The 19,852-nt window shown below is 27.6% G+C and carries 17 protein-coding genes; 2 read left to right on the forward strand and 15 right to left on the reverse strand.

Features of this window, described 5'->3' with window-relative positions; all coding sequences use genetic code 11:
* The 8 genes from KQI36_RS15245 to KQI36_RS15280 all read right to left on the reverse strand — a co-directional run bounded on the left by KQI36_RS15245 (position 1) and on the right by KQI36_RS15280 (position 8,339).
* Complete coding sequence (locus KQI36_RS15245; protein ID WP_216451642.1) at positions 1-1,629, reverse strand: HEAT repeat domain-containing protein; 1,629 nt, start codon at positions 1,627-1,629, stop codon at positions 1-3.
* Between the two features lie 32 nt (positions 1,630-1,661).
* Positions 1,662-1,976 carry a hypothetical protein gene (locus tag KQI36_RS15250; protein ID WP_216451643.1) on the reverse strand — a complete coding sequence of 105 codons (315 nt, stop codon included), beginning with the start codon at positions 1,974-1,976 and terminating at the stop codon, positions 1,662-1,664.
* Positions 1,977-2,047: 71 nt separating this feature from the next.
* Positions 2,048-2,521 (reverse strand): macro domain-containing protein, encoded by a 474-nt coding sequence (locus KQI36_RS15255; RefSeq protein ID WP_216451644.1) that lies wholly within the window; start codon positions 2,519-2,521, stop codon positions 2,048-2,050.
* Between the two features lie 182 nt (positions 2,522-2,703).
* A complete protein-coding gene (locus KQI36_RS15260) occupies positions 2,704-3,291 on the reverse strand; it encodes a GrpB family protein (protein WP_216451645.1) in 588 nt (195 codons plus the stop codon).
* Positions 3,292-3,384: 93 nt separating this feature from the next.
* Complete coding sequence (locus KQI36_RS15265) at positions 3,385-4,791, reverse strand: sensor histidine kinase (protein ID WP_216451685.1); 1,407 nt, start codon at positions 4,789-4,791, stop codon at positions 3,385-3,387.
* 8 nt (positions 4,792-4,799) lie between these two features.
* Complete coding sequence (locus tag KQI36_RS15270; protein ID WP_216451646.1) at positions 4,800-5,528, reverse strand: response regulator transcription factor; 729 nt, start codon at positions 5,526-5,528, stop codon at positions 4,800-4,802.
* A gap of 74 nt (positions 5,529-5,602) precedes the next feature.
* Positions 5,603-7,585, reverse strand: coding sequence for an FtsX-like permease family protein (locus tag KQI36_RS15275; protein ID WP_216451647.1), 1,983 nt, complete (start codon positions 7,583-7,585; stop codon positions 5,603-5,605).
* A complete protein-coding gene (locus KQI36_RS15280) occupies positions 7,572-8,339 on the reverse strand; it encodes an ABC transporter ATP-binding protein (RefSeq protein WP_216451648.1) in 768 nt (255 codons plus the stop codon). The genes KQI36_RS15275 and KQI36_RS15280 overlap by 14 nt, the downstream gene beginning before the upstream one ends.
* Before the next feature lie 317 nt (positions 8,340-8,656).
* On the opposite strand from KQI36_RS15280, the gene KQI36_RS15285 reads away from it, so the two are divergent.
* Entirely contained in the window at positions 8,657-8,827 is a 171-nt protein-coding gene (locus KQI36_RS15285) for a hypothetical protein (protein ID WP_342357399.1), read from the forward strand.
* Positions 8,828-9,053: 226 nt separating this feature from the next.
* Entirely contained in the window at positions 9,054-9,884 is an 831-nt protein-coding gene (locus KQI36_RS15290; RefSeq protein ID WP_216451649.1) for a UPF0489 family protein, read from the forward strand.
* Between the two features lie 170 nt (positions 9,885-10,054).
* On the opposite strand, the gene KQI36_RS15295 is transcribed toward KQI36_RS15290, so the two are convergent.
* The 7 genes from KQI36_RS15295 to KQI36_RS15325 form a co-directional block, all read right to left on the reverse strand.
* Positions 10,055-10,897 (reverse strand): L,D-transpeptidase family protein, encoded by an 843-nt coding sequence (locus tag KQI36_RS15295; RefSeq protein ID WP_216451650.1) that lies wholly within the window; start codon positions 10,895-10,897, stop codon positions 10,055-10,057.
* A gap of 352 nt (positions 10,898-11,249) precedes the next feature.
* Positions 11,250-11,777 carry a putative immunity protein gene (locus KQI36_RS15300; protein ID WP_216451651.1) on the reverse strand — a complete coding sequence of 176 codons (528 nt, stop codon included), beginning with the start codon at positions 11,775-11,777 and terminating at the stop codon, positions 11,250-11,252.
* A gap of 148 nt (positions 11,778-11,925) precedes the next feature.
* Positions 11,926-12,336, reverse strand: coding sequence for a peptide deformylase (locus tag KQI36_RS15305; RefSeq protein ID WP_216451652.1), 411 nt, complete (start codon positions 12,334-12,336; stop codon positions 11,926-11,928).
* A 326-nt stretch (positions 12,337-12,662) separates the two neighbouring features.
* Positions 12,663-12,923, reverse strand: coding sequence for a hypothetical protein (locus KQI36_RS15310; protein ID WP_216451653.1), 261 nt, complete (start codon positions 12,921-12,923; stop codon positions 12,663-12,665).
* Between the two features lie 530 nt (positions 12,924-13,453).
* A complete protein-coding gene (locus KQI36_RS15315) occupies positions 13,454-13,753 on the reverse strand; it encodes a hypothetical protein (RefSeq protein ID WP_216451654.1) in 300 nt (99 codons plus the stop codon).
* A 321-nt stretch (positions 13,754-14,074) separates the two neighbouring features.
* A complete protein-coding gene (locus KQI36_RS15320) occupies positions 14,075-17,977 on the reverse strand; it encodes a S1 family peptidase (RefSeq protein ID WP_216451655.1) in 3,903 nt (1,300 codons plus the stop codon).
* Positions 17,974-19,194 carry a ComEC/Rec2 family competence protein gene (locus KQI36_RS15325; RefSeq protein ID WP_216451656.1) on the reverse strand — a complete coding sequence of 407 codons (1,221 nt, stop codon included), beginning with the start codon at positions 19,192-19,194 and terminating at the stop codon, positions 17,974-17,976. The genes KQI36_RS15320 and KQI36_RS15325 overlap by 4 nt, the downstream gene beginning before the upstream one ends.
* Between the last annotated feature and the right edge of the window lie 658 nt (positions 19,195-19,852).

The raw sequence follows: 19,852 nt of genomic DNA on the forward strand, positions 1-19,852 counted from the left end.
CTACTTACTAAAATCTCTTATACAGGATTCAATGAAATACCTATCACTATCTTTGATTGACTTTCCAAAACACTCTAAAGCTTCCCTTAACCCCTTTATTTGAATATTACTAGGAGCTATAAAGGATTGATTATATTTCAATTTCCACCTTTCAAGTGTTCTTTGCCCAAGCATTGAAATTTCTTTTTCTTTATTATTACATAATTCTAAAATATATCTTATAGAGTTCCATTTACTTAATGAACATAAAAGAATGGCAGAGTTAACTTTCACATGGTAATATGTATCTTCTTTAAAGATTTTATATATATTATCTATATCATTAGCATTAATCTCTTTGCCTAAAACCTTTCTTGCAGTCTTAGATATGCCTACTCTTTTATGGTTTAAAAACAAAAGAATTTTATCCTTATAATCTTCCATATTTAATCCTGCTAAAGAAATAATTGATGCCTTTACTATTTTAGTGATATCCGAATCTATAAACTTAGCAATAAATTTTGAATCATTTTTATTACCTATTTCTCCAAGTCCACAAATACTAGAATATAGTTTATCATTTTTCTCTATTCCATCATGGTATATTGCTGCAAAATCATATTTTTTATTTTTTGAAAGCAAGTATCGTGATAACTCCCTAACTGCTTGATTGTTATCAAATAAACTCTTTTCTAACATATTTATAGCTTCTTTAGGTGCAAAATAATATAATAATTCAAGTCCAATAATTCTGATTTGTGAATGCTTATCATTAATCAATAACTGTGAAATATCAATAAATTCCTCACCTGTTATTTCATTTTTTATATTTCTAAGTACAAATAACCTATTGTAAGGATCACTATCCTTTATTAAATATTTTATAATACTTTTATTGTCTATAACTTTTCTTTCAAGGATTATCTTATAACAAGCTAACCTCATTTTTGAATCCGTTGATTGAAGTCCACATATTAATTTTTCAGAACCTTCTTTAGTAGTCATTATTGAAATAATTTTATCTATAATATGACTATGTTCATCCCTTGAACATTCCCTTAATCTTAATACTAAAGGTAAATTATCTACAAAATCCGTAACATATTCTAGAGTTGTGTATCTTGCTAGTTGTTCTTTTGAAGTGTCTCTAACTTGACTTACCCAATCATTAAGCCTAATTAAGATGTATGGTATTTCATTTCCTGTTTTTATATTCGAAAGAGCAAGTATTGCCTTCTCTCTAAAATATCCATTTGGATGAAAACTACTTAACCCTAATATTGTAATCTTCTCCTCTTGTGACATTAAAGGATGAATCAGATCATTAGGATTTTTATTATTCCAATCATAATACCATTCAAAGGAAGTCCTTTCCCTAAATATTGTATCCATCTTAACTAACTGACTAAAACTTAATGTCCTAACAAAATTATTGAGAATTTCTGCAACCTGCAACTCCATTTTTTCATTATTACTAAGCAATAACTTAAATACATCTGGAATAGCTAATAATGTTAAATCATTAGCTAATAAGTCTCTAAATATTCTCTCTTCCCTTATGTTAATTTTTTTAAAATCTATTGAGTCATCTACCTTTACTGATTTTCTTTTATTATAGTTGGTTATTCTTTCTAAAACTTTTTTAATCATATTTATAATCACTTTCTTTCAGCTCTTGTTAACTATTTAAATTCGTTATAATCTGGTACCATACACCTATTAATCAAATCATTCAAATCTTTATATACTTTAGTTTTAGGATATGCTTCACTTTCTTCTTTACCGGAAAATGTTAAATGCACTACTGCAAATTTAAAATCTATATTGTCAATTTCAAATAGAAAATCATCACAATCATAACGCCTTCCTATTATTGATACTTTTTTATTATATAAAATATGTTTTTTCCCTAATTCCTTATGTAGTTCTTCCTCAAATAAATTTTCGTTGATACATAAAGAATTCCATGGCTCTAACCATTTAATGTTCCTATACAAATTAATCATCCCCACTGTAAAAATATAATTTATTAATCTAAATGCACTACACTGTACTATTTATAATAAATTTAATTTATATCATAAACATATACATCTATACCCCTAAAGCATATATTTTTATTTATTAATTTCTCAATTTCTTCCCATTTACCACCTGCAAGCCCACATCCAATTCTAGGCATATGTATAGTGGCATTTAATTCTACAGCTTTTTCTCCTACTTTTTCTAGACATTTATCAACAGCTTCATATCTAATAGGTGGGCCTGATTTGCCTCTTTTTATATCTCTTTGTCCTATCATATTAGCAACATATATATCTTCTGAAACTTGTACATACTGAACTTCTCCAAGTTCAAAATTAGACTCATCTTTATACCACTTTCTATATTCCTTCTCAGGTTTATTCCATCTTTTAGAAAGAGCTAATACAAATCCTTTACCCCATGCACCAATATCATTGCAAATATGGGCAATTATTTTATTTCCGTCTATACTTGGAGTAGTAGCATCGCCTTTCAAATATATAATTTCTTTTTTCATTTTTCTTTCCTCCTAAATATATCTAGTGCATACTTCTATACACCCATTTATTTTACTTGCTTTCTACATAGACTATATAATCTATGTTAATGTAGTTATACACAGAAAAATTGCTGTATATAACTTATTAATACTTCAAAAAATAAGAATATTGCGTTTGTTAAAATTAATGCATATTATGATTATTTTATTGGCTTATACCTGTCACCATATTTTTCTTTTGCCTTTCCTGTATATTTTAAAATAAAATCAGACTTTGCGTTTGTATAGCCATCTCGGTCATGCTCATATTTCTCTATCAGCCCTAGTTTAAGTTTGCCATATTTATCAGCAACTTCTTTATGCTCTAAAAGGTAATCTCTGAAATATAATTCATTCCAATTGCCGTAGTAACGAATATGCAAGTGATATACTTTTTCAGCAAATCCTTTTTTTGTATACCCTTTACAGAATGATAGTTGGATGTAGGGATTTTTTTGAGAGGACATCAATCCCCAACCGTTTTGTGTTAGAATACTTGTCAACTTTTCAATGTCTGTTTTATTATCTATTTCTAATAAAATATCTACTGTTGGTTTAGCAATCAAACCTTCAACTACACTGCTTCCTATGTGACTAATTCGCTTAATATTTTTTATATCAATATAATTTAAAAGTTCTTGTTTTTCAATTTCATACCAGTCTTTATAATGAACATTATGTTCTTTTAAGATGATAGGAAATAATTGCCACAACTCTTCCAATGTCATTTCTGACAGTTCTTTTCCCATATATACCTCCATTAAATTTAACAACAATTATTTTTTAACACGTTTGTATCTGGTAATTTTGTTACATTGTTATATAGGTAAACTTCTTTCAAATTAAGTATCCTTTGAGAATTCTATATCTATGCTTGTACCAACATTTAGCTTACTTTTTACATTAATTTTTCCTTCATGTGCTTCTATTATTTGCTTTGCAATTGCCATTCCAAGTCCTGAACCTTTAACATTTACAGTGCTATTGGTACCCCTATAATATCTTTCAAAAAGCTTTTTTAATTCTTCTTCGCTCATTCCTTTTCCATTATCTTCAATTTTTATATATATTTTATCCTCTTCTTTTATAGAAACTTTTATTATAGTATCTGAGGCATTATGAATTACTGAATTACACAATAAATTAGTGAACGCCCTCTTTAAAAGTGTATTATCAAAATTAAAGTTTACCCTGCTTTCTGTACAGTTAAAAATAATATTTCTCTTATCATATTTTGGATTGTTCAATATACTTATAATTACTTCTTTTAATAAACGTGCTATGTTTCCTTCTTTACGATTTATAGGAAACATGCCATTTTTAAATTGATAAGTAAAATTCAAGTTTTCAACTATGGTTTCCACATTTTTCGCATTTCTAAGTATTATTTCTCCATACTTTTTTACAGCCTGAGGAGTAACAGTATATTCAGAATCAGTTAATATTTCGGCATAACCTTTTATTGGCGATAATGGAGTTTTTAAATCATGAGAAATATTAGCTATCCATTCTTCTCTTAAAGTTTCATTCATTTTTCTTTCATCTTCACTAGTTTTAAGCTTACTCTTCAAAAGATTAAGGCTATAAAACACATCACTATACATTCCTTTTTCCTTCATAGGAACATAATCATTTGAAGCAAGTCTTTTTATACCTACTATTATATTTGATAATGTACGATTCATCCATATACCATAAAATGCAACTAGGAGTATACTGAGTATAAATAAGCCCAGTATAACAAACTTAATATTTAAAAAGTTGTCGTAATTGAAGTACATAGTTACTTTTGATATTTTTGCAGGAAAACCAATAACATATGCCCAGTTTTCACCATTATCATTAACATTTCCAACAAACATAGTATAATTTGGAACGCTGCCTCCAGTTTTATATAACTGAACCATTTCTATAGGATCATAATGCTTTGAAGCCCCAGTAGGCTCATTATATCCTAAAGTTACATTCCCATCTTTATTAACAATTTGAAAACAAAGCTTGTACTTTTTTAAGTCGCTTATTGCTAAATCCGTTAACTGTGGTTTGCCTCCTTGGAAATTAATTTTTTTAGAGAAATTTAATGTAAAGTATACAGGCCAACTGCTCCAGTTAGCATAACTATTGTCGCTGCTAATACTAACATTTAATAAATAAAACCCTATTCCTATAAAAATTGAAATTAAAACAATAAAAACAATAAAAAATTTATAATATACATTGAATACTATTTTGTATCCTGATTTCTTCATTCTATTCACTACTCATTCCCTTTTACAAGTTTATATCCAAGTCCTATTACAGTAACTATTATTTCTGGTTTAGAAGGATTTTCCTCAAGCTTTTCTCTTAAATGTCTTACATGAACAGAAATTGTATTATCATATCCCATATAATCCTCTCCCCATACAACCTCACAAAGTCTTTCCTTATTAATTATTTTATTAGGATTTTCTGCTAAATACAAAATGAGTTTATATTCCTTTGCTGTAAGTTTAACTTCTACACCCTGCTTATATACCTGACTATGCAGCCTTTCAATAGTAATATTTCCAACATTTATCGTCTCATTTCTACTATCACTAACTTCCTTTCTACAGTCATACTGCTGTCTTCTGAGCTGTGCCTTAATACGAAAAGTAATTTCCCTTGGACTGAAAGGTTTAGTAATATAATCATCTCCTCCCATACTTAACCCAACAATTTTATCAATATCACTATTTTTTGCAGATAAAAATAAAATTGGACAATAAGAAAACTGCCTTATACTTTTACATACCTCTATCCCATCAATATCTGGAAGCATTATATCAAGTACTACTACATCGGGCTTTTCATCCTTACATAGGGTTATACCATCTAAACCACAATGTGCCTTTCTAACATTCTTAAAGCCTTCTTTTAATAAAACCTCCTCTATTAAGTCAGTTATATCTTTTTCATCATCTATAAGTAATACTTTTTTATCTGCATCATTTACTAAATTCACGTCAAAAACACCTCTTTATATTATTATATTCCAAATATTCTATTAACTTGGAATGTAATTTTCAAATTATATATCTAGTATACAGCATTTTTTGTTACAATTTTCATATAAGATTTAACAGAGATAAAATAAAAACATAAATAAATTAATGCATATACTCCCATGGTGATTCCAACCCATTCCATTTGTGACATTGAAAAACCAGAACAATATTTTATAAAGGCTATAAGTGGAAATATGCTATGAAGAATACCAAATAAAAGTGGCATTACAAAAATAAATCCTAATTGCTTTGATACGATTCTAAAAGTTTCTTTCTTAGTTAAACCTATCTTTGAAAGTACAGAATATATATTCTTATCCTCATAGGCTTCTGTTAATTGTTTATAATACATTATACTTCCAGTGGAAACAACAAAAAGAATCCCTAGGAATGCGCCTATAAATACATAGCTACCATACAAAGCATGAACCTCCCTATACATATCATAGTAAGAGGAAAAACTCCTGCCCCTTGGGATTGTTTGGGCAAGCTCTGTAACAACACTTCCACTTTTTAATGCATTATCAAAATTATATGCTCTTATAACAGTTGTATTATTTCTATTATCATCTAAAAGTTTATTAAAAAATGTATCTGGCACTACTATAGTTGCTTTTTGAAATTTAGTTCCTAAAACACATCTTACATCTGAATCGGAGATATCAAATTTATAATCTTTCTCACCAATAGTTGAATTAAGTTCATCGCCAGTTAGTCTTCCTCTTCCTTTAGCTAAACTACTTACTTCAATAAAAAAACACTGATTTTCTTTATTGATTTTAATATCCTTAGCTCTACCTGTAATATCTGTACCATCATTAAACCCTGAATTATTTACAATATTCTTATATTCAGATGCCGATATTACAAACATATCAAAAGGAGCTTTTAAATCTTTTCCAAAGGGACCTCTGTATTTTTGTGTAAGTCCACTTCCATTTATCATTACAATATCTGTTTTATAAGTTGTTTTAATTTCTTTATGATTATTAATAACAGTTTCAACCCTTTTATTCAAATCCTCATTGCCACCTTGATACATTATTGAATAAGGGCATCCATTTGGTGCAACTTTATCAAGTGTCAAATCAAGACTAAAAGTAAAACACAGTGCTGTGATGGCAACAGCAGAAATAACAGCTATGGTTGCAAGCAGATTAGAATTTCCTTTAATTCTGTATACTATTTGAGATACTCCTATTAAATTTTCGCCTTTATAATAAGCTTTTTTATTTTTCTCAAATAGCTTAAAGACATAAATTATTAAATTATTAAACAATATATAAGTTCCTACAACAACAAGCAACATTACAATAAGAGCCTTATACAACATTTGGATGCCTCCAGACTCTAAATTCATTTTTAATGTAAGGAAATATCCAGAACTCACCATTATTATGGATAACAATGCTAATATTTTAGAAAATTCAGGTCTCTTTTCTCCTTCTTTAGCCGCATGCATAAGTTCTATAAGCCTAAACTTATATATTATTCCATAGGCCTTTATAGAATTCATCAAGAATATAATCATAAAAATAAAAATTGTCATACCTACAGATCTAATATCAAAATTATACTGTATAGGATTATCCAACTTCATACACATAGTAAGTATTTTTAAAAATAATTTTGATGCAACTGCTCCTAAAGGCACACCAGCAATTAATGCAAGTATTCCTAAAAAGATATTTTCAAAGAACATTAATGTACCTATCTCCTTCTTTTTCATGCCAAGCAGTGAGTATATAGCAACTTCCTTCTTTTTATTTTTTATAAAAAAGCTATTGGCATAACCTATGAAAATAGCTGAAAATATTATAACTACAAAAGCTGCAGCTTTAAAAATAGCTCCAACCTTAACCTTCTCCGAACTAAAGGATTGTATTTGATGATTATAATAAATAGAATAAAATATCATAAGAATAAAAACTGAAGTCAATGTACTTATAAAATAGGAAACATAACTTTTAAAATTGTGTTTTACGTTGTTTTCTCCAAGGTTAAATAATGTCACTTTCAGCACCTCCTATGGTAGCAAGAGTGCTTAATATTTCATTGTAGAAATCTTTTCTGCCTTTTGTTTTTTCAATTTCAGTATGAAGTACCCCATCTTTTATAAATATAATTCTGTCACAATAACTTGCTGCAAAGGCATCATGAGTTACCATAACAATTGTTGCTTTATTATTTCTATTTAGTAAAGAAAGATTGTTTAAAAGTTCTGTCGAAGACTTTGAATCTAGTGCTCCTGTAGGCTCATCTGCAAAAATAATTTCTGGCTCTGTTATTATGGCTCTTGCTGCTGCTGCTCTTTGCTTCTGACCACCTGAAACTTCATAAGGATATTTTTCTAAGATATCTTCAATATTTAAAATGCTACTAATCTTTTTTAATTTTTCTTCCATAGATGCAACATCTACCTTAGATAAGGAAAGTGGTAAAATAATATTTTCCTTTATGGTTAGTGTATCAAGAAGATTGTAATCTTGAAAAATAAACCCTAGCTGTTTTCTTCTAAACATTGACAATTCATCTTCATTAAGATTTAAAAAACTTTTCCCTCTTAGTAAAATTGTTCCTGACGTTGGACTATCAATAGTTGATATTACATTTAATAATGTTGATTTACCTGATCCCGAAGGTCCCATAATTCCTAAGAATTCACCCCTTTGAACAAAAAAGCTTACTCCATTTAGTGCCTTTGATTCACTTCCAACCTGTTTTGAGCTATACACTTTTTTCACATCTTTAACTTCCATTATATTCATAAAAATATCCTCCTTATACTATACTGTAAAATTATTAATCTTACAGGCTACTAAATTTAACTTCAGTTAAATTATACATATATGATATTAATCTGGATTTAAAATCATCTTAAGTTCATCTTAAGTTTCCTTATAAATAAAACTAAATTTAATTACCACATACCAAAATATTTCTTTCTCTTTGAGTTAGCCACATATATGTTTCATTATTTTTAATCTTAAATATAAATAAACCTCTCTAGCCTAAAACCTATAAAACAACTTATAGTATTTCATTTGCTTGTATAATATTGTAAATTGAAATGAAAGTACACCTTGTGGGCCTATGCGGAAGTGGTGCTACACCTATAGCAATCATTGCAAAAAATAATGAATTTGATGTTTCAGGATATGATTTAAATATCTCAATCTATTATAAAGATGCTCTTATAAAAAATAATGTAGAAATTTTAAAATTACTTGTTCTAAAACTTGGATACTCAAAATAGCAAGACATGCTAAGAAGTGCCTTAATTTCAGTAACAATATTTCCTTGCTTTGTAATACTTCTAATGAATAATATATTAAAATTGAGAGCTAATTAAAACCAACTGTGATGATAAGAATTTTTTTCACAACATAATCATCTTCAAAGGACACTTTTCCTTTTATTAAAGATGTGATATGTTATATAATGTCGAAACTTGTATGGTGTTTTTAAAGGAGTGATTATTATTGAAAACAGATATAGTAACTGAAAAAGTAATAAGAGGAAAGAAAATTTATATTGTAGCAAATCATCATGAAGTTATAATTCCATGGTCAGAATATGCTTCTAATAATGAAACTGCACCAGTATTATTAACTTTTGACCATCATATGGATACCCGTAGTGCATTTTACAGGCATTCTTGTAAGGTTGCTGGCTTAGAATGGAAATCTGTAAGAGAGAATTTGATAGCAAATGCACATATAAATGAATCAAGTACAATTGCATCATCATTAGACAAGCTTTGCAATGATGAACATATAGATTTTGCATTACAAACAGGAATGATATCAGATGCAGTAGTATTTAGCCTACTGAGTGCAGGCATTTGCAGAGATTATGCCAATAATAAAATATACTACATAGATCCTTGCTGCACTAGCAAATGTAAAAAGGGTTCACATGATGATAAGTGCCAAATTGATGTATATGATAATGTAATAGAAGATGGGGAACTATTGTTTAAATTAAATCAGATAAATAATTTTATTCCTGGTTTTTTTATCTCAAATGAAATAAATAAGAAATTTATTTTAGATATTGATTTGGATTGTTTTCATACTAAAAAAGCTATCAATGCCGTGGACATGTCTGTTTTTAACTATTTAGTAAACAATGCAGAAATAATTACTATAGCAACTGAAGGAGATTATGTTGAGTTAGAAAAAAAGGATAATGATATAAATGAGCATTATCTTTTAGAAAAGTTATTAGTACATATAGAAAATGCTATAGAAATAGAGGAAGATAAATTCTCTACATACACTAACACAATAGAACTTAATACAGTATCTTAAATAAGTTATTGTATTACAATGTATTGTTATTAAAATCACAAGTGAGGTGAAGAAAAATAGATTTTTAAATTGAAAAGTCTATCCTCACTGTGAAAACAAACTAACATAACCTAATTCATTTTTCGGTATTTAATTTAACTATTCTTAACCTTAATAACCTCTACTCTAGTTTAATTTATAATTATAGTGGTTTTATCTAATACATTATCATAAATCCATTCAGCATTTTCTACAGCTAATCGAATACATCCATGGCTCAACGCCATCCCAAGTCTATCATCAATTATTTTAGTTCCTGCTGCATTAAATAAAATTGAATGATAGTAGTAACTGCCTCGAATTCTAGTAGCGTATTTTACTCTATAAGTATCAGAACCAAAATAAGGCTTTCTACCGCTAACATAAAAAGTACCCTTAATAGTTGGTGTATTAGGTTCACCTATTGTACATGGCCACTTATACAGTAAATTCCATGAACCATCATAATTTTTTTCAAATATATAAGTAAGCTTATTTTCTAAATCTGTTGTAATTAAATTTATAGTGGGACTTTTAATTTGATTATCATTTACAAACTTTGTCATATCCGTATAAAAGTACTTAAAATCATATTCTTCAGGTGGATTTCCATCATCAGAAAGGAAATAACTAAATATATATCCTTCTTGATCATCGTACATAGCATGACTCCAGTCTCTATTTGTAGATAACACTTGTACTATAGATTTTGGAGGAATTATAGTTACTAGATTTGACTCAGCAGATGGATAAGACCTTAAAGTAACATCTGTCCATGTATATTTTGTTTTGGATAAATAATTACTATATACATACCCTGTTTGTCCATTATATGATACTTCATACCAATCTTCTTCAGCTTCGATAACTTGAACCTTAGACCCTGACGGTATTATAGTAATTACATTTGAAGAAGTAGATTTTTCTTCTCTTAAATTAGTATTAGCCAAGGTATACTTATATGAACTTTGTTGTTGTCTTTCATATGTTTTCATGCTTCACCTCTAAATTTACTTTTTATAATATCCTATGAGACTTTTTCTTTATTTAGCACTATTATACTCAAGACTAGCTAATACACCATTTTTAATTATTCAATAAATCTCCTATTAGTGCAAATTACGAAATAATGTTTAATTTATTTTAATTATAATGGATAAAATATCTTGTATTGAATTTGCACTTCCGTTACTTAATTTAGGATTGTCAGAAATCATAGTATCAATACTACACTACTCTACCCTTTATATATTTTCTTTTTAAAATAAACTATTGATTAAATTTTTTATGTAACAAACAATATAGAAATGTTTCTTCTATATTTAGATAAAGGAATTACTATTATATTTAGCAATTCCAATTTATTTTCGCTGGATTAGGCTCATCTATTATAGCAACTTTACGTAAAGCATTCTCCATATTCTTACATTCTCTTGCTGCAATTTCATCATAAACCTCAACATTCTCATTCACACCAATAGATGAGTATGCTATAGCTGCAGCACCATAAAATGCAAGTCCTAAAGAACTTGTTAAAGTATTAATTGTTGCTGTTGTTGCTCCAATTGCCCTAGCGGCAGCTTGTGCAGCTGGATTTCCTTCTGCTTCCCTTGCAGCTATTTGAGCTTCCTTAATAATTTTCTTTGCTTCTATTAATTTCATATTTCCTTCTAACCATTCATTACTCGCATTTAATGCGTTTCGTAAACGAAAATCCTTAGGATAATCTTTTTCATAAATAGGTAGGATGTACTCTCTTGCATATTCATTACACCATTTTACAATTGTATTTTTACTTTGTGTTTCTATTAACCTCATAAGAGAAACAATATATGGTGAATCTGCTTTTCCAAGCATTTTTCGTACTTTAGCCATAATATCTCCTTTTTTAAGCATATTTTTCAACTAAATAATAAGTCAAATATGGGAAGTATATTTGAGTTAGATAAGGAAACAGGTTCTGTTGCCGAAATATAACACAAAATAGACGAGCGTTCTAACTTATTTGTTTTTTGAAGCTGCCCTAAATTATAATACCTTCAAAATGATCCACTTCATGCTGAATAATCTGTGCAGTAAATCCAGTAAATGTTTGTTTATGCTTCTTAAAATTTCTATCAAAATATTCTACATCAATAGTTTCATATCTCATTGTTTTTCTAAAACCAGTTAATGATAAACAGCTTTCCTCTGCCTCATAACTGTCCTTTTTCTTTAATATAATTGGGTTTACCATAGGAACTATAATATCACCTACACTAAATACCAGTATACGTTTTTTAACCCCTATCATATTAGCTGCCATGCCAACACAATACTCTAAATTTGCTCTTAATGTATCTACTAAATCATCTATAACTGCTACATCATCTTTAGTTGCAGGTTCTGATTTTTGTTTTAAGAATAATATATCCTTTACAACTGGTCTTATCATAATTAATCCAACCTTTCTAATTTCTTTGTCTAAACAATCTTAGTCATATGAATCTATAATTTATCTTCTGACTTTACACACTACAATTATACTCTAACATAAATAATTTCAAAACTACTTTATGTAAAAATGCACACCTTTTAATGAAAAACTCACTAAAATGTGTGCACAAATACTCATTTTATAACTATCTATTATTGTCTACTTTTACTTATTAAATATTTTATTCTTACGTTGTATTTTGTTTTACACCCATTCCCTCTAGCCTCACTCTATTTAATTATTTTTAAACATATTAGGATGTTCTTAATACATATGCTACCATTTTAATCATAAAAAAATCTAATCACTGCATAACTCGTAGAATATCCTATATCTTGCATAAATTCTACATACCCATGCAAATGATTAGACTTTATATTATTAAAATTTTGCTTTTTAAATACATCAGCCATAAACCTACCAAAGTTCTTTATTACAAACTCATACCTATCCATTGTTTTATAAGACCCTTGGTTGCAGCACCTAAACTCCTCTTCTATTTGTACATATAAATTTTCGTAAATATTTTGTGTTTTATCATCCAACTCCCAATTGTATTTATGTATATGTTTCCTTATATCCTTAGAATCATAATTTATAGAAGATAGTATGTCTACATCTTACCCAATATCAAATTAACAGATAAGATTTTTAAATTTTCCACTAAAAGTTCATCTATTATTTTTCATTTCAGTATTTTTTCAAAAAAACATCTTTCTTATCCTTTGCCGGATAAGGATTGGCTATGTACATAAACTTGGCTAGTAATAAGCCCATATACTTGCCTTTGCAAGTGTAGCTGTCAAAATTACAGCTACACAGAATTGCAGTATAAACACCATAGATGTTGCTATTAACGCTAACATTGTATTTTTCTTTAATTCCTATTTATAATATATATAATCTCTTTTTATAAAGATTTGTTCTGTTTAATATTACAAAACTAATTCTAAGTAAAAATAAAATTCCAAATTCCTTCTTAAAAAATAAAATATCCTTAGATATAATTAAAATATATCTAAAGATATTTTATTTTTTCAAGATTCTTTTTAATTTAATTTTAACTTGGATTTATCTATCCCCAATATTTAAAAGCATAACCTTCTTCTGGTTCTCCAATTTCGTATCCGAGTGATTCTGTTAATTTATGTTTAAGACTACTATACCATTCATTCCAAATATAATGTGGCATAATACCTGAGATTTGAATTCCACTAGGCTCAACAGAAGCCCATAAATCAACATCTTTCCCAATCCATTTTACTTCATTATCATTTCCTGCCCAGTATGTCATAGATTTATAAACTTTATTTATTTTATCCCATATTTCTTCAGGTGCAGAATAATGAATGTTTAAATTTATATCTTTATACATAATTTATCCTTTCATCAAATTACTATTTGTACTTTTATCTTTATCCATAAAATTCACTTTATTTAAAGATTATAAATTATCCAATTACTTAAAATTAGATATATGACATATGTGTTAATCATAATAAAATATTTAAGGTGTGTTCTTTTCAACATCGATACTACCAGTAACTTTGTCTATCAAATGGAATATTAATTTATAAAGTGTTTCATATTCTTTAGTTCGTGCAAATTTGCAGCATTCAGCAGTTATAATATCCTTTTTATTCCAACACGTTTTCCTAATATAAATTCACATGAATTACCCTTATAGACTTTATTTTTACCACTCATCTTCAGCACGCCTTCTTTCAGCCTCAGAATCATAATAATAACTCTTATATAAGTCATCATAGATTTTAGCGCTTTCAGAATATAGTATTCTTATTTGCTCTGCATTTTCTTTATATTTTAACGCCATCTCTTTTTCTGTTTTTCCTGCGTCCGGTGAATATACTCCCCTTTTATTATGCTCTGTTATTACATATGAATTTCTTAGTCTCTCATCAGCAAGTTCTTCAATGATTTCTCTTACTGACTCATGTGGATAGTATCCATCATTACCAACTGGTGAATATGCAAATAACCTACCCAACTCGTGTCCTAATAGCTTTGATTGCTTTTGTTCATCTAGCTTATCTTTAAAATTCTTAACCCACTCTTTCAATTCATCTAAATCTATATCACCATTATCCTCACATGGACAAAATAATGCTTTATAATAAAATTCAAATAGATTTTGTGATATATTACTTTGTTCTGTAGTTCTGCTACCTTTCTCTTCTCCTTCATGTAAATAAATCGAATCAATTATTTGAGAATAAAAAAGAGGATTCTTTTTTAAAATGTATTGTGTACATTTCATTTTTTTCCACTCAATTATACCTCCAAAAAACATTTCTAATGACATTATTTCATAATATTTATCATATTGTCCCTCAAAGACATTTTCAATAATACCCATTATTTCCTCAACATAGTAATCAGTTATTTGATCAATATTTTGGATAGTTCTGAATTGTTTCAAATTAATCATATATTGAAACAATTCTTCTGTTTCAAATATTTTCAATCCTTCATATAAGCATTCTATATAACCTATCATATTATTATAATTTTTTAGTTCCCTCAAAACCCATTGTAAAGTATCCTTATCATTAGATATTGCAAATTGTCTAATTTGCTCACTCCAGTATAACTGTTTAATATGCTCATCCTCATCCATTATCTGTGGATGATCCTTATAAATTAAGTCCTCTATTTTTAAAATATTTACATATAATACATCTTTACTATCATAGTTTTTACTTAAAGATTTAGCTTGACTAATAACCGATTTGTCACCATTTCTATAAATCCAAGATACATAACTCCACATAATCTGTTCTATACCCTTAATGTCAATCATTTTCTTATAAATGTTAGCATCAAATTTTCCATCTGTATAATATTTTGCAATATACATTCCAAAATTATTATAGTTCTCTACATCTAATAGCTCTATTAGATGTGTTAAGTCTAAATTACTGATTTTAAATCTTTTTAATCTGTCTTCAATTTCAGTCTCTTTTAGTTTTTCATTTTCATCTCTTGCAGTTCCATTTTCTTTATCATATGGAATTGGATGCAATATTGACATATCGAAGCTATTTTTAAATAAATAAAGATAATCGTACACTTTATCATCAAAGTCAATTAATAGGCATAATTTTTCAAGTTTTTCCAAACGTTTTTCATCCATAGCCCATGCAGATTTTGAAAAATATCTATTTCTATATATTTCGCTTCTTAACCCATCTTTGATTATCTTTTTACTACAATCACTCATTTTATCAAGTTCCTGCACTAATTTGCTCAATAAATCATCTAACATTTCATCTGGAAATATAGAAAATTCATTAGTTATCTTTATCCATTTATCTATATCGTTATTAATATTATTTATGCACAAAATTGCATATTCATTATATAAATTGTACATATCTGCATTAGTGACTTGTTCAATTTCATCGAATTCACGATACTTAGGCTTATTGCCGCTTCCATGAACAACTTGATGTTTGCCAGGTAATTCGTTAAATATCAAATTCCAAGCATTTTCATATTTTTTAATAGCATAGTTTGATAATAAAATTTTTTCTTTTGATGTAAGTACACTTATATTATACCAAGCGCAAAATACATCTCTTAAGGTACTTCCAGGACTATTTGATATGTTATATTTTAAATTCATATTATCAATAGCAAATAGCCACTTCACTGCTCGAACAACATATTCTTTATGCAATAATAATTGTTCTACAGCCCATAAAACATGTGTATAATAATTTCTTGCTGTAAACGTATCTTTACTATTTGCATTAAAAAGTTCCCTCAACCCTGTCGGATTTATAAGTTCAAATTCAAGACGTTCAAGTACTGATTTAGGTGAAGCTTCACATAATTCAGTAAAAAATTGCGAAAAGTATCCCCAGCGTTCTACAGAATCAATTAATATCAACATATCTTTTACAATTTTATCAATTTCATACTGATATTCAAATTCTCTATAAATTCCTCTAAAAATCAAGCTTCTAATAATTCCTAATTTTAATACATTTGAATTTTCAGGTTTTTCCGTATAAAAAGAAGCCTTATAATGTTCTTCAAATGGTTTATAAAAGATAGGATCCATTTTTGTTATTACTTTATATGCCAATACTATAAACTTGTCCCATATTTTTTTCTGAATTCTCTCATCTAAATACTCCCATGCAATTTCTATATTAGCTAACTGATATCTTTTTTTCCCATAATCTAATATTTCAATGATAAATGGTTCTCCACCTTTGATAAATGGTAATAAATCATTCATAAATTCATCATATGATTTTCCTGATAATTCCTCAATAACATCCTTATCTCCTTGGCATTCTGTCCACTTTCCACAGAGAAGTGCTGTAACAAATGAATCACTCTTTTCTCTATACCATACAGGAGATATGTTATATTGTCCATTAAATAATTTTCTCTTAAGAGGTACAAATAAGCCATTTGTATTTTCTACATAATTATAGGCAACTTGGCTATCCAAACCTGCTTTTTCTAATTTATTAATAATAGTTCTTCTAGTTCTTCTTTTAAGTTCAATTTTTTTTTGTTTTGTACAATGTTCGTCCTCACCATAGATAAATATATTTATATTATTCTTTATTGCTATTATTTCACCTACATAAAAGTCTGGAATTAAAATGGAACCACTAATCTTATCTCTTAAATATTCCCATGTATCTTTATCACCAGCAATAACAACCTTATTATAATTCGTATTATATTTTAATTCATTTAAAATACAATATAGAGTTTCTTCACGCGACTTGCCTACTACATATATATTTTTATCCAATTCCTTTCTAAATGTTTCTTTAAATTCTTCATCATCTATCTCAAAAAAGTCTAAACTGATAGATGGTTCTGTACTCTCTTTTAATTTCTTATCCATATCATCAATTGTAAAGATTTTCTTTTTATCAATATATCCAAGTTTTTGAATAAGTAATATATCATCATATTCTTTACAATACTTGTCAGGAATAAATTTCTTCATTATTTCTACACTTGACATACCTATAGATATAGCTTTTCCCTTTGCATCTGATTCGGTTTGTGCTATACCTACTAACATATTGTTAATAATTATAGGCGAACCTGAAAGTCCTTTGAAGTCCTCTAATCTTTCAACTGTTAAATTTAAATCCCAGTTTGCCTTTTTAGATTGATTTTCATTTATAGTTGTTGCAACTTTATTTTCTACTGGGCATCCTACCATTCTTTTGCTTTGTGGATGGCCAAAAGTAAAATATCTATCATCTCTTTTAATGGTGTATCCCAAAGTAAATTTTAATGGATCAATGTTTTCTACATTTTCTTCTAATTCTAAAATAGAAATAAAGTTGTTTCTCTCGTTTTCTATTAGATTAACTACTTTTATATCCCTATCTATATTGGCACTAATAGGTATTACATTAATAAAATAATCTAAAGGATTTGTATAATACTTATCAACAACATGACTAGCAGTAACGATAATATTTTTTTCAACAAAAAATCCTGTACCTAGTTCTTTATCCTTGTCATTTGTTTTACTAATACCCTCAATCTGAACAACGCATCTTTCGATCCTTTTCTTTTCTTCATCATTCATCATTTATCATTCACCTCAATTTGTAAACTAGATATTCCATTTCCAACTATAATAGAATACTTATAATTTTCTTTTAGTAAAGTTTCATCCATGACTTTACATATACCTAATGGATAGTTAAAATAAAAAGTTTTATTTTTATTATTACACTGTAATATTCTTGCAATTACTTCTTCATTAGGATGTCCATGTTTTTCTCCATTTGTTGAAATTAAATATCTTTTAGCTCTTATCATCTTTATCCAATTAAAATTATTTTTTATACTTCCATGATGAGAAACTTTTACTACATTAAAATCTAATGATTTTCCGCTATTCTTATATTTTTCTAAGTTATCTATTATTATATCTTCATGTGAATCTCCCAAAAACAGGAGTTTTTTATCTTTATACTCTAATATAAAGGATATAGATGCCCCATTACTTTTTGATTTGTCTTTTTTAACTTGTTTCAATTCTTCATTAATGAGCATTTTAAAATCTGTTGGACTATACGAAATATCCATACTTTCATCTATATCACTAATTGGTTTAAGTTTCTTCATATACATCTCATATGCATCATCAAAAATTTCTTCATCGCTAATGGAAAAGTCAATATCTATTTTTCTCAATTTTTCAATCCACAATTTTGATAAATTATTTAATTTGCTTGTATTAGGGGATAGTATATATATTTTAATATCATCTAATTCAATTTCATTATTTCTGTCTAAATTTACAGCTTCATCGTTGAATGATGAATTCCATTTATTATTTACATATCCTAAACCATATAAATATCCAGCTAATGTACTCCCCTGTGCTGCACTAATTAAATTTGATTCATTTGTTTCACTTCTAGATATTCCCGAATTGTTCAATTTTATCTCTTCTAATTGTTTCGTTTCAAATCTTGATACATTATAAACCTTATCTTTATTAAATTGTAAGTGTCTGTATGAATTATGCCATACTTCTTTTATTTCTATTATTTGAGGATTATTAGCATTTCCATTATCTTTTAAGAATTCTATAGCACCTTGTATATGATCTTCATCTATGTGTGTTATAACTAATAAATCAATACATTGATGTTTGTTTTTCAGCTCTACTAATCTATCCTTTATGTAAGTTTTGTATGTATCTATATAACCCATATCTATAAGTATATTTTTGTTATTATCTAGCCTTATTAAAAATGCATCTCCATTTTCAGCTGGAAACATTTCTATAACCATTATATTCACCCCTATCAATATCTTTATAATCATATAATGCCGCTTAATATATGGTTTTTAAAGTTATTATTCATTGTAAAAGATAATTTCAAATTATTTGTTATGTAAAAAACACCATTTATATTTCTATTTTTCCCCTCACCTAATTAATTTAATCTAAATATACTTAAGATTAAATTAGTATACTCCTTCATAAAAGATCTTTGCAGTAATCTACTAATGATTGAATCTAACATTACCTTAAGTTTATTAATAAAATTATAAATTTACTTAGAATCTACCTATTCTTTTTTATTCAGGTTAACTTCCCATTATAGACATAATGGACATACTAAAATCAAAAAACAATTATTCTAATTAACTAAAGTATTTATATCCATTATACTACAATTTTTGTAATTTAACCCTCGTTTTCTCTATAATAATTTATCTAATCTTGTTCATATTCTAAACAAAATTTATTCATCAATGGAAGCAGAACAAAAAGATAGTAGAACTTAATATAAAAATTCACTATCTTTTTTTAATTATCATATTTCTATTTTTCTCTATTTATTTTGGTTCTCCATAGGTACGCTTCACTGCACCTTAAATGAAAAAATCTAGTTTTCTCAATATACAATATGATTAATAATATTTTAATCTCAACTTTTAATTA

The sequence above is a fragment of the Clostridium senegalense genome (genome assembly GCF_018916625.1).
Taxonomy (GTDB): domain Bacteria; phylum Bacillota; class Clostridia; order Clostridiales; family Clostridiaceae; genus Clostridium_J; species Clostridium_J senegalense.

Coding starts and splice junctions, on each gene's coding strand:
- KQI36_RS15320 (WP_216451655.1), bottom strand. CDS start 17,977: ATGATGAATGATGAAGAAAAGAAAAGGATCGAAAGATGCGTTGTTCAG.
- KQI36_RS15315 (WP_216451654.1), bottom strand. CDS start 13,753: ATGTATAAAGATATAAATTTAAACATTCATTATTCTGCACCTGAAGAA.
- KQI36_RS15255 (WP_216451644.1), bottom strand. CDS start 2,521: ATGAAAAAAGAAATTATATATTTGAAAGGCGATGCTACTACTCCAAGT.
- KQI36_RS15265 (WP_216451685.1), bottom strand. CDS start 4,791: ATGAAGAAATCAGGATACAAAATAGTATTCAATGTATATTATAAATTT.
- KQI36_RS15300 (WP_216451651.1), bottom strand. CDS start 11,777: ATGGCTAAAGTACGAAAAATGCTTGGAAAAGCAGATTCACCATATATT.
- KQI36_RS15325 (WP_216451656.1), bottom strand. CDS start 19,194: ATGGTTATAGAAATGTTTCCAGCTGAAAATGGAGATGCATTTTTAATA.
- KQI36_RS15280 (WP_216451648.1), bottom strand. CDS start 8,339: ATGAATATAATGGAAGTTAAAGATGTGAAAAAAGTGTATAGCTCAAAA.
- KQI36_RS15305 (WP_216451652.1), bottom strand. CDS start 12,336: ATGATAAGACCAGTTGTAAAGGATATATTATTCTTAAAACAAAAATCA.
- KQI36_RS15245 (WP_216451642.1), bottom strand. CDS start 1,629: ATGATTAAAAAAGTTTTAGAAAGAATAACCAACTATAATAAAAGAAAA.
- KQI36_RS15295 (WP_216451650.1), bottom strand. CDS start 10,897: ATGAAAACATATGAAAGACAACAACAAAGTTCATATAAGTATACCTTG.
- KQI36_RS15260 (WP_216451645.1), bottom strand. CDS start 3,291: ATGGGAAAAGAACTGTCAGAAATGACATTGGAAGAGTTGTGGCAATTA.